Below are 11,131 nucleotides of genomic sequence, written 5' to 3'. Positions count from 1 at the left end.
GTCGCCACCCATGAGCACCGGCACCGGCCGCCGCTTCCCCGACGGCTTCCTCTGGGGGTCGGCGACGGCCTCCTACCAGATCGAGGGCGCGGTCAAGGAGGGCGGCCGCGGGCCGTCCATCTGGGACACGTTCTCGCACACGCCCGGCAAGACGCTGAACGGCGACACCGGCGACATCGCCGACGACCACTATCACCGCTGGCAGGAGGACCTCGGCCACATCGCCGGCCTCGGCCTGGGCGCGTACCGGTTCTCGACGGCGTGGCCGCGGGTGCAGCCCGGCGGCCGCGGCCCGGCCAACCGCGAGGGCCTCGACTTCTACGCGCGCCTCGTCGACGGCCTGCTGGAGCGCGGCGTCAAGCCGGTGCTGACGCTGTACCACTGGGACCTCCCCCAGGATCTCGAGGACGCCGGCGGCTGGACGGCCCGCGACACCGCGTACCGGTTCGCCGACTACGCCGAGCTCGTGGCCCGCGAGCTGGGCGACCGCATCGACCTGTGGACGACGCTGAACGAGCCGTGGTGCAGCGCCTACCTCGGATACGCGTCCGGCGTGCACGCCCCCGGCCGGGCCGACGGCGCCGCCGCGCTGGCCGCCGTCCACCACCTCAACCTCGCGCACGGGCTGGGCCTGCAGGCGGTCCGCTCGGTGCTGCCGTCGGCGCGCGGCTCGGTGACGCTGAACCTGCACGTCATCCGCCCGGCCGACCCGTCCTCCGACGACGACCGCGACGCCGCCCGCCGGGTCGACGCGCTGGCCAACCGCGCGTTCACCGGCCCCATGCTGTCCGGCGCCTACCCCGACGACCTGCTGGCCGACACCGCGCACGTCACCGACTGGTCGTTCGTGCGGTCCGGCGACACCGAGATCGCGCACCAGCCGCTCGACGTCCTCGGCGTCAACTACTACTCGACCGGCCTGGTGCGCCGCTGGGACGGCGTCGGCCCGCGCTCCGAGGAGGACGGCCACGGCGACGCGCTCGGCTCGCCCTGGGTCGGCGCCGACGACGTCGAGTTCGTCCGCCCCGAGGGCCCGTACACCGCCATGGGCTGGAACATCGACCCCGGCGGCCTCACCGAGCTGCTGCTGCGGATGCACCGCGAGCACCCCGGGCTGCCGATGATGATCACCGAGAACGGCGCCGCGTTCGCCGACACCGTCTCCCCCGCCGGCGCCGTGCACGATCCCCAGCGGGTCGACTACATCGCCCGCCACCTCGAGGCCACCGGCCAGGCCATCGACCAGGGCGCCGACGTGCGCGGCTACTTCGCGTGGTCGCTGCTGGACAACTTCGAGTGGTCCTACGGCTTCGACCGCCGGTTCGGCATCATCCGGGTCGACTACGAGACGCTGGAGCGCACCTGGAAGGACTCCGCGCACTGGTACCGCGGCGTCGTGGCCCGCAACGGCCTGGACTAGTAGCCGAGGCCGGCGATCAGCTCCTCGGCCAGCGGGCGCAGCTGGTCCAGCGTCGCCCGGCCGGTGGTGTACACGCTCAGCAGCAGCCGCTCGTCGCCGGCGCGGAGGACGACCTCGAGGGTCCCGGTGGCGACGTCGGCGGTGGCGAGCATCGGGTTGGGGCCGAACGCCGCGGCGACGCCGAGGCCGGGGACGTCCTCGTAGGCGCCGACGGTCTCGGACACGATGTCGGTGAAGGCCCGGTCCAGGACGTCGGCGTCGGTGTCGTCCTCGTCCCACTCGGTGGCCAGGCGGGTGTTGAGCGCGGGCAGGCCGGAGCTGTAGTCGCACTCGCGCGACAGGAAGTACGGCGTGCGCATGACCGGCGCCCGCCCCCGCTCGGTGCCCTCGCTGCCCTCGACGACGACGCCCAGCGCCCGCTCGACGGACTCGGCGGGCAGCAGGGCGCAGAAGTCGTCGGCGGTGAGGTCCTCGAGGACGGACGACGCGGACTCCTCGTCCCCGGCGGGGGTGGCGCCGGAGCCGGGCTCGGAGCCGGACGAACAGGAGGCCGGCGCCAGCACGGCGACGGCGAGGACGAGGGCGAGACGGGTGGCCCGGGCGGCAGAGCTCATCGGTGATGGATTCCTCGTACTTCGGTGTGCGCCCGGCGGCAGCACCTTACCGGGCGGGTCAGCTCGGCAGCAGCACGATCACGAGGAACCACGCGGCGAACGCCAGCCAGAGCAGCCCGGCGGCCGCCAGCAGCACCCGGCCGCGGGCCGAGGCCCGGCGCAGGCCGAGCGCGACGCCCACCGGTCCGGCGAGCAGCAGCAGCCCCAGCCACGGGAGCGCGGGCGGCACGCCGACCACCAGCCGGGTGGGCAGCGTGCTCGCGGCCGACCAGAGCACCCCGCCCGCGGCCAGCAGGAACGCCGTCCCGGCCAGCGGGGCCACCCCGGCGACCAGGGTCGCGCCGCCGCGGCCGCGTCCCGTGACGACCGGGGCCAGCCAGAGCGCCAGCCAGCCCACGCAGAGCAGCGCGAACGCCGCCGGGAGGGCCACGGCGAGCCAGTCGCCGTCGCCCGCGGCCAGCCCGGCCTGGGCGACGCGCGTCGTCGGGTGCAGGTCGCCGGCGCCGACGACGGCGTACGCGGGCGTCGAGCGGTCGCACAGGTCCGCGACGTCGCGGCCCGGGTCGGCCAGCCAGGCGACGATCGTCTCGCGGCCGCAGGCGCTGTTGAGCAGCACGGCGTGGCCGACGCCGGCGAACTCGAGGAACCGCCGGTCCGCCAGCCCGGCCGACGCGTCGTCGGCGACGGGCGCGGGCGTCACCGGGTCCTCGGCGCCGGCCAGCACCAGCGCCGGCTGGGTGAACGCCACCGGCGCGGGCGGCAGCGGCGGCGACGCCAGCCCCAGCTCGGCGCACACCACCTCGTCGGCGACCAGCCACTCGATCAGCGGCGACGCCCGGCCCGCGCCCGCGCGGCGGTAGGCGACCTCGTCCTGGCACTGCATGGTCCAGTACTGCCCCAGCGTGTGGCCGGTCAGCTCCTCGACACCGACGTCGACCAGCGTGCTCAGCGCGCCGGTGTGGCCGCCGGCGAGGCGGTCCAGCAGGTACGGCACCACCGGCAGCAGCTCGACGTCGTAGAGGGCGGCGTGCACGAACGTGACGAGGTCGTCGCCGGTCAGCCGGAACGTCCGCGGCTGCCCGGTGACCGGGTTGTGCCCCTGGACCTCGACCGGGTCGGCGTCCAGCAGGTCGGCCGCGGCGAGCAGGTCGGCGTACGGGTCCGGGAAGTCGCCGCCGGAGCGCTCGCCGAGGCGGTCCAGCGACAGTTCCAGGCCCTCGTACGCGGTGGCGGCGAAGTCGCGGTCGGGCGCGCTGAACGAGTCGAGCACGACGGCGTCGACCCCGGCCGGGTCGACGCGGGCCAGCTCGGCCATCACCTGAGTCGACCACGACAGCCCGTACGCCGACCAGCTGTCGTAGCCCAGCGCCTCGCGCAGGTCGCGCAGGTCCAGGGCGGTCTCGGCGACGGTGTAGCCGCGCGGGTCGCCGCCGGCGGCCGCGAATGCGTCCAGGCAGTCGCGCATCGCGATGGCGGCCGGCTCGAACTCGTCGTACGGGTCGTCGGTGGTGGTGAACGCGTCGGCCATCGCGGCGGCCGCGCCCGGGCAGTCCAGCGACGGCGTGGCGCGGGCGCCGCCGCGCTGCTCGAGCACGACGACGTCGCGGGTCTCGCGCAGCCCCAGCCCGTAGGAGAAGTAGCCGGCCAGCTGCAGCGATCCGGATCCGGGACCGCCGTTCACGAACACCAGCGGCGGCTCGGCCGGGTGCTCGGAACGGACGAGCACGTACGGCAGCTCGATGCTCCGCCCACCCGGCTCGGCCCGGTACTCCGGGACGGTCAGGACGCCGCACTCGCCGCCGTCGGGCACCGTGACGACGCAGTCCGCCGGGCGCACCTGCGCGGCGGAGGCGGCCGGTGTCGCCAGGCCGAGCAGCGGCGCGGCCACCGCGAGCACCGTCGCCGTCCGCCGCAGCCGCCTCAGCACGCGCGCCAAACTACCCCAGCAACGCCGCCGCGAGCTCGGTGCGCGCGTACACGACACGCCGCCCGGTGCGGCGGCGCGCGACCAGGCCCGTGCGGTGCAGGATGCCGAGGTGGTACGACACCGTCGCCGCCGACAGCGCCTCGCGCCGGCCCAGCTCGGCGGTGGTCCGCGGCACGTCCAGCGCGGCCAGCAGCGTGGCCCGGGTGTGCCCGATCAGCTCGCCGAGCTCGCCCGGCGCCGCCGACGGCGCCGGCCAGAGCGCGTGCAGCCCGCGGGCCGGGTACAGGATCGACGGCGCCGTCGGGCGCTCCGCGTTGAGCAGCACGCCGTCGCCGATGCCGGTGCTCGGCACCAGCAGCAGGCCGTCGTGCGGCCAGTCGACCACCAGGTCGAACGGCTTGCGCACGACGATCGCGCCGTCGTCCCAGCGCACCGACGGGTGGAAGTCGTCGAGCAGGGTCAGCGCGCCGTGCTGGGCCATGCGGTCGCCGCGGTAGGCGACGTCGGCGGTGAGCACGTCCAGCACCCGCGGCCAGTCCGGCGCCAGCACCCGCTCGAAGTACGTGCGCATGGCGCCGGCCAGCCGGGCCGTGAACGCCGCCGCTCCCCCGGCCAGCGCCTCGGCGACGACGGCGGGCATCGGCTGGCGCAGCTCCTCCAGCCGGGCCGGCCCGCCGACGCTGGCGGCCACCTCCGCGGGGACGGCGCGGCCGCGGAACGCGATGTCCAGCTGGTATTCGGTCAGCTCCGGCGGCGTCGCCGCGATGGCCGCCGCCTCGTCGTCGATGCTCGCCACCGCGGCGTGCGGCGGCGGTGTGAGCAGGTCGAGGACGTAGACGGTGCTGCCGGTCAGCGCGGCGAGCAGGCTCAGCGACTCGGCCGGTACGGCGTCGAGGGCCCGCGCCCGCCAGCGCATCAGGTGCGGCGAGCCGGGCGACGGACGGTGCAGCGCGCGCAGGCTGCCGACGACCTCGGCGCACGGCGATATGCCGAACCGGGACCGGCCCAGCGCCTCGGCCGTCATCGGGATCCGGACCGCCACCATTCGAACCTACTCGAATTCATGGCGGCGCCGGCGCCCGCCCGGGTCGGCTGGGCCCATGACGCGACCCCTGTTGTCCCGCCGCCGCGCCCTCCAGGCCGGCGCCGCCACCGCGGCCGGCCTCACCGCCGGCCTCGCCCTTCCCGCCATCGCCGACGCCGCCGGCCCGGCGTCCGACCCGGCCCAGCGCAAGGTCGTCCTCGTCGGCGCCAACCCGGGCGTCCAGCTGTTCGACGGCGACACCGTCACCGCCTACGCCTCGGTCTGGACGGTCGACTGGTCCACCCACGGCGCCGGCGCGGCGATCGTGCTCTGGCACGACGGCCGGGTGCGGGTGCTGACCGACCACCCGGCGCTCGGCTCGTGGCTGGAGCGCACGTTCACCCGGTTCTTCCCCGAGGCCGGCGGGCTGCCGTGGCCGGAGCCGCGGATCGAGCGGCGCGCCGTGCACGTCGCCAACGACCTTGCCCGCGGCAGCCACGCGCGGGCCGGCGACGTCGCCGTCCGCATCTCCGGCGTCCTGGACCGGCGGGCGTTCGCGACCGACGATTTCGACCTCGGCGGCCGGGTGCACAGCCTCAGCCTGGTGACCGGCCCGAGCGCCGCGGCGTCCATCGAAGTACGCGGACGGAGCCTTCCCGGCCAAGTGGTACGGTCCGGCACCCCGGAGCGTCCGTCGTCCAGTGCGTTCGTCGCCGTCGCGGAGGTCTGGAGGTTCTGAGCGGAATCACTTGCTCGCCGGGGCCCGACACCCCCAAGATCACCCGGTACGATTTCACAGCTACCGGGTCATCTCGGAGGTAAACAAGGCGTGTCGGCCAGCAACGAGATCGACGACTTCGCGAGTCTGCTCCGGCGGCATCGGCTGGCGGCCGGCCTGTCGCAGGAGGAGCTTGCGGAGAAGGCCGGTCTCAGCTCCGACGCCGTCGCCGCGCTGGAGCGCGGCCGCCGGCGCGCGCCCCGGCCGCTGACGGTGCGGCTGCTGGCCACCGCGCTGAACCTGTCCGACGCCGACTTCGCCGAGTTCACCGAGTCGCTGCGCCGGTCCCCGGCGGGCCACGCGCCACAGGTCCAGGGGCCGCCGCTGCCGCCCGACACCCTCATCGGCCGCGAGACCGAGTTGGCCGAGCTGACGTCGCTGCTCGGCCACGGCGGCGTCCGGCTGGTGACGCTGACCGGCCTGGGCGGCGTCGGCAAGACCCGGCTCGCGGTCGCGGTCGCCAACGAGGTGCGCGGCCAGTTCGAGGCCGGCGCGTGCTGGGTGCCGCTGGCGGCCCGCCCGGACGGCCCGGAGGTCATCGACGCGGTCGCGGCCGCCGTCGGGCTGCGCCCGGCCTCCGACGCCGCCGAGGTCGACGCGCTGGCCGAGCACATCGGCTCGCGCCAGCTGCTGGTGGTCCTGGACAACTGCGAACACGTCATCGAGACCTGCGCCTGGCTGTGCACCGTCCTGCTGCAGCGCTGCCCGCGGCTGACGTTCGTCGCCACCAGCCGCGAGCTGCTGCGCGCCCCCGGCGAGGTGGTCCGGCAGGTGCAGCCGCTGTCGGTGCCGCCGTCGCGGGCCCCCGTCGACGAGATCCGCGACGCCGACGCCGTCCGCATGTTCCTCGCCCGCGCCGCCGCGCACGGCGTCCACCCGCGCGACGACCGGCTGCGCCAGGTCAGCCGGGTGTGCCGCAGCGTGCAGGGTATCCCGCTGGCGCTGGAGCTGGCGGCCGCCCGGGTCAACGTGCTGACCATCGAGCAGATCGCGGACGAGCTGGACACCTCGTCGCGCATCCTGTCCGGCGGCAGCCGCACCGCGCCGCTTCGCCAGCAGACCATCGACGCCGCGCTGGACTGGAGCTACCAGCTGCTCGGCGCCGAGGAGCGGGAGTTCTTCGAGGCGGTGTCGACGTTCTCCGGCGGCTGGACGCTGCCGGCCGCGGTCGCGGTGTTCTGCGCCGAGCAGACCGACGCCTGTCACGAGCGGGTGCTCGACCTCACCGGGCGGCTGATCGACAAGTCGCTGATCCTCGTCGACCGCGACGCGGCCGAGGCGCGCTACTCGATGTTCTCCGTCATCCGCCAGTACGCCGACCGGCGGCTCGACGACGGCGGCCGGCGCACCGTCATCGAACAGCGGCACCTGCGCCACTTCGTCGAGCTGGCCGAGCGGGCCGAGCGGACCCTCGGCACCGACCAGCAGGCCGCCACGCTGGACCACCTCGACATCGAGCTGGACAACCTGCGGGTGGCGCTCGGGCGAGCGATCAGCCGCGAGCTGGGCAGCGAGTCGATGCGGCTGGCGGCCGCCCTGTGGCGCTACTTCTACCTGCGCGGCCACTACTCCGAGGGCCGCGACTGGCTGGAGTCGGCGCTGCGCATCGCCCGCGCCGCCGACACCGTCGCGCCGGCCGCGCTGGCCGGGGCCGCCCGCGGCGCCGGCTACCTGGCGTTCCTGCAGTGCGAGTACGACGTCGCCGCCGAACGGCTGGAGGAGGCGCTGGGCCGCTACCGCCGCCTCGACGACCCCGCCGGTGCCGCGCTCACGCTGCGCCACCTCGGCAGCATCGCCCGCGAGCGCGCCGACTACGACGCCGCCCACGAGCTGCACCTCGAGAGCCTGCACCTCTACCAGCAGCTGGGCGACAAGGCCGGCATCGCGTGGGCCCGGCACTTTCTCGGGTTCGTGTCGTGGCTGCGCATGGACCTCGGCGGCGCTCGCGACTACTCCGCGGCGGCGCTCGGCTACTTCCAGCAGGCCGGCGACGGCGAGGGCATCACGTGGTCGCAGCTCAACCTCGGCGTCGTCGCCCTCTACGACGGCGACCTCGACGGCGCCGAGCGGCTGCTGCACCAGAGCCTCGGCCGGGCACAGCGGCTCGGCTACCGCGAGGGTGTGGGCTGGTCGCTCAACCAGCTGGGGGTGGTGGCCCGCCGTCAGGGCCGGCTCGAACGGGCCATTCACCTGCTCGACGAGAGCCTGGCCGAGCACCAGGAGCTGGGCGACAAGTGGCGGTCGGCGAGCGTCCTGGAGGCGCTGGCGTCGGTGGCGCAGGAGCACCACAACACCGCATACGCCGCGTTCCTGCTCGGCGCCGCGTCGGCGGTCCGCGACACCATCGGGGCGCCGGTGCCGCTGTGCGAGCGTCCCGACACCGAGGGCACCACCACGGCGGTCCGCGACGCGCTCGGTGAGCGCGCGTTCGCGCACGCGTGGGGCGCGGGTCAGGCCACGCCCCTGCACGCCGTGGCCGACGGCTACCCGCCGGACGCCCTCAGCACGCTCGACACGCCCTGGTGAGGCTCCGCGGGGAAGGTGCCCGGCCGGCAGCGGTCTTGCCCCCCGCTAGACGCGCTGCCGGCCAAGCTGTGCGGCGCCGGCGCCTGGCCATGTCCACCCACATCTGCTACGGGATCCGGCACTCCTCCCCCCGCGGGAACAACGATGTCGCGTCCGGGCGCCACACAACAGCTACAGCACCCTGACAACAGCCTGACAATGTGCAGCCGCCCGTACCCCTGTGGTACGGGGCCGACGATGGCTCTGCGGTATGACGACGCGCGGCGGCCCGGTCCGTAGCGTCCGGGACATGACGACCGCACCCCTGCGCGGCGGCCTCCGGGTGGTCCAGCTGCTGCTCATCGCCATGATCGCGCTCGTGATCGCGCGCGGCCCGTTCTACGGCCTCGTCGACCCCGGCCCCTACGACGGCGCCTGGGGCGGGCCGTCGCGGTCCGGCGCCTGGCTGGTGCACGCGGCCGTCGCGGTGCCGATCGGCCTCGCGGCCGGCGGGCTGCTCGTCGCGGTGGAACGGCTGCGCCGGAAGTTCTAGCGACCCCCCGGCACCCGGACGTCCACCCAGACGAGGCGGTGGTCGCTGGTCGGGAACGGGAACTCGCCGGTCAGCCGGGACAGCGGGTCGGAGCGGACCGGCCAGAACACGCCCGCGTCCACCGGGCGGAGCTGGCGCGACGGCAGCACGTAGTCGGCGCGCAGGTTGCCCGGCGCGGTGTCGGCGAAGTCGGCGGTGTCGTAGCGCGGGTCGCCGCCGTGCGACGCGTTGGCGCCGCCCTGCAGGACGGCCGCCTCGGGGGCGCCGGCCGACGTGGGCAGCGGGTCGACGATGCGGGGGTGGTCCAGCAGCTGCTGGATGGCGCCGGGCACGGAGTCGCCGTCGACGGGGTCGCTGTTCTGGTCGCCGAGCACGACGAACGCCGAGCCCGGTTTCAGCCCGCCGCGCCGGCCCTCGTCGTCGTAGATCCAGCCGGCCCGGCCGGGTCCGACGTACTCGGCCCAGAAGCGGATCTCGTCGTGGTTGCGCCGGCCGTTGCGGTCCTCGGGGCCGTCGAACGTCGGCGGCGTCGGGTGCGATACCAGCACGTGCACCGTGCGGCCGCCCACCCGCACCGGCACGTCCCAGTGCGACTTGCTGGACAGCCGGAGGACCGCCTGCTCCTCGGGCGAGTAGAAGTCCGTGGGCAGCAGCGACCCGGGCAGGTCCTTCCAGCGGAAGTTCTGGAACGTGCGGACGTCGTCCTCGAGGATCGGATACCTCGACAGCACGGCCATGCCGTACTGGCCGGGGAACAGCCCGAACCCGAAGGCGTCGTCGCCGCCGCCGACGGTCCCGTCGTTGTTGAGGTCGAAGCCGCTGGGGATGCCGGTGTTGGACGGCGCGACGTAGGCGTACGGGTACTCGATCGGGTCGGCGCCGCCCTGGCCGGTCTCCAGGTAGTTGGCGCGGAAGAGGTCGGCCGCGACGCCGCCCTCGACGTAGTCGAACTCGTTCAGCAGGACGATGTCGGGCCGGGTCCGCTGGATGACCTCGGCGACGGCCCGCGCCTGGGGGTCGGCGCCGGTGGACAGGTCGTCCTCCAGCTCGCCCTCGGCGGCGCGGTTCAGGCTCAGGTTGTAGGTGGCGACACGGAGCTCGGCGGCGCCGGGCCGGTCGGCGCTCGCCGGCGCCGCGGCCAGCACCGCCGCGGCGGTGGTCAGGGCCGCCGTCACCGCGACGGCACGGATCGAGGTGCGCATGGCGACACACCCTAGACCCGCCGGGCGAACACCAGGCGTCACGACGATGACGGGGCGGCGAGCTCGAGCAGCCGGCGGGCCAGCGCGGCGTCGGTGACGAGCGTCGTGACGAAGCCGCCGCGGACCGCCGCGAGGGCGGCCTCGGCCCGCCGCGCGCCGTAGGCGGTGGCGATGACGACCGGGGTGTCGCGCAGCGCCTGCAGCGGCACGCCGACGATCCGCTCGTCGAAGCCGCCGGTGACGTCGCGCCCGTCGGCGTCGAACAGCCGCGCGCCGGACTCGCCCACGGCGCCGCGTTGCAGCGCCTCGGCCCGCTCGGCCGCGGTGACGGCGTCCCACACCGTCGACAGGCCCGGCCCCCAGCTGCCGACCGACACGACGGCGACGTCGAGCGTCCTCGACCGGTCCAGAGCGCGGGCGATCTCGCGCTGACGGCGCAGCCCGGCCGCCGTCGCGGCGTCGTCGACCACCAGCGGCGCGTAGATGGGCAGCGCCTCGCCGCCGGCCGCGGCCGCCACCGACCGCACCACCTCGACGGTGCCGGCGGACGAGCCCTCGACCGACATCGACCCGGCCAGCTGGACGACCGTGCACGGCGCCAGCCGGTGCAGCCGCCGCGACATCGCCTCGATGGTGCGGCTCCAGGTCAGCCCCAGCACCTGGCCGGGCCGGACGGTGTCGGCGACCAGTTCGGCGACCATGGCGGCCAGCTCGTCGCGGGTGGCGGTCTCGGGCTGCGCCGGCGCCTCGACGACCACGGCGTCGCGCACGCCGGTGGCGTCGCGCAGGGCCATGGACAGCTCGTCGTCGAGGTGGCCGGGCAGGGTGATCTCGACCTTGACCCAGCCGCGCGCCCGCGCCTCGGTGAGGATGCGTGCGACCTGGAACCGGGACAGCCCGAACTCGTCGGCGATCTCGACCTTCGACCGGCCGTCGACGTAGTGCCGGCGGGCCACGGCGCCCGCGAGCACGAGCTCGGACGGGCTGGTGGCCGGGCCGCCGCCGGCCGGCGGCCTGCCCCTGCGTGGCATGACAACCCCCTTGACCGTTCCAGGTGACCGCGATACAACCTTCATCATACACATATGAGCGCCTAATTCGCTCATAT

9 protein-coding genes are annotated in these 11,131 nt (G+C 75.2%); 4 read left to right on the top strand and 5 right to left on the bottom strand.

Annotated features, from left to right (window positions below):
• Window positions 1-10: 10 nt before the first annotated feature.
• Entirely contained in the window at window positions 11-1,420 is a 1,410-nt protein-coding gene (locus tag BLV02_RS13855; protein WP_069113417.1) for a GH1 family beta-glucosidase, read from the top strand.
• Here BLV02_RS13855 and BLV02_RS13850 read toward each other — a convergent pair.
• From BLV02_RS13850 to BLV02_RS13840, 3 genes are read right to left on the bottom strand one after another with little or no spacing between them, the layout of a single operon-like run.
• A complete protein-coding gene (locus tag BLV02_RS13850; RefSeq protein WP_069113418.1) occupies window positions 1,417-2,034 on the bottom strand; it encodes a hypothetical protein in 618 nt (205 codons plus the stop codon). The genes BLV02_RS13855 and BLV02_RS13850 overlap by 4 nt on opposite strands.
• Before the next feature lie 58 nt (window positions 2,035-2,092).
• On the bottom strand, window positions 2,093-3,961 hold the full coding sequence (locus BLV02_RS13845) for an alpha/beta hydrolase (RefSeq protein WP_171906824.1): 1,869 nt from the start codon (window positions 3,959-3,961) through the stop codon (window positions 2,093-2,095).
• 10 nt (window positions 3,962-3,971) lie between these two features.
• Window positions 3,972-5,003, bottom strand: coding sequence for an ArsR/SmtB family transcription factor (locus BLV02_RS13840; RefSeq protein WP_143045062.1), 1,032 nt, complete (start codon window positions 5,001-5,003; stop codon window positions 3,972-3,974).
• Between the two features lie 58 nt (window positions 5,004-5,061).
• Here BLV02_RS13840 and BLV02_RS13835 point away from each other — a divergent pair, with 58 nt between their 5' ends.
• The 3 genes from BLV02_RS13835 (at window position 5,062) to BLV02_RS13825 (ending at window position 8,821) form a co-directional block, all read left to right on the top strand.
• A complete protein-coding gene (locus BLV02_RS13835) occupies window positions 5,062-5,724 on the top strand; it encodes a hypothetical protein (RefSeq protein WP_216094411.1) in 663 nt (220 codons plus the stop codon).
• Between the two features lie 90 nt (window positions 5,725-5,814).
• Window positions 5,815-8,289 carry an ATP-binding protein gene (locus tag BLV02_RS13830; protein WP_141711734.1) on the top strand — a complete coding sequence of 825 codons (2,475 nt, stop codon included), beginning with the start codon at window positions 5,815-5,817 and terminating at the stop codon, window positions 8,287-8,289.
• 289 nt (window positions 8,290-8,578) lie between these two features.
• Window positions 8,579-8,821 (top strand): hypothetical protein, encoded by a 243-nt coding sequence (locus BLV02_RS13825; RefSeq protein ID WP_141711735.1) that lies wholly within the window; start codon window positions 8,579-8,581, stop codon window positions 8,819-8,821.
• Here BLV02_RS13825 and BLV02_RS13820 read toward each other — a convergent pair.
• Together BLV02_RS13820 and BLV02_RS13815 are read right to left on the bottom strand one after the other, a co-directional pair.
• Complete coding sequence (locus tag BLV02_RS13820) at window positions 8,818-10,023, bottom strand: endonuclease/exonuclease/phosphatase family protein (protein WP_069113423.1); 1,206 nt, start codon at window positions 10,021-10,023, stop codon at window positions 8,818-8,820. The genes BLV02_RS13825 and BLV02_RS13820 overlap by 4 nt on opposite strands.
• Before the next feature lie 38 nt (window positions 10,024-10,061).
• The gene (locus BLV02_RS13815) at window positions 10,062-11,054 is read right to left on the bottom strand and encodes a sugar-binding transcriptional regulator (protein ID WP_069113424.1); all 993 of its coding nucleotides are present in this window, start codon (window positions 11,052-11,054) and stop codon (window positions 10,062-10,064) included.
• Between the last annotated feature and the right edge of the window lie 77 nt (window positions 11,055-11,131).

Origin of the sequence: Jiangella alba, from assembly GCF_900106035.1 — a bacterium.
GTDB classification, from domain to species: domain Bacteria; phylum Actinomycetota; class Actinomycetes; order Jiangellales; family Jiangellaceae; genus Jiangella; species Jiangella alba.
The sequence above is the reverse complement of the archived record's forward strand: the minus strand, read 5'-3'. Positions and strand labels throughout refer to the sequence as shown.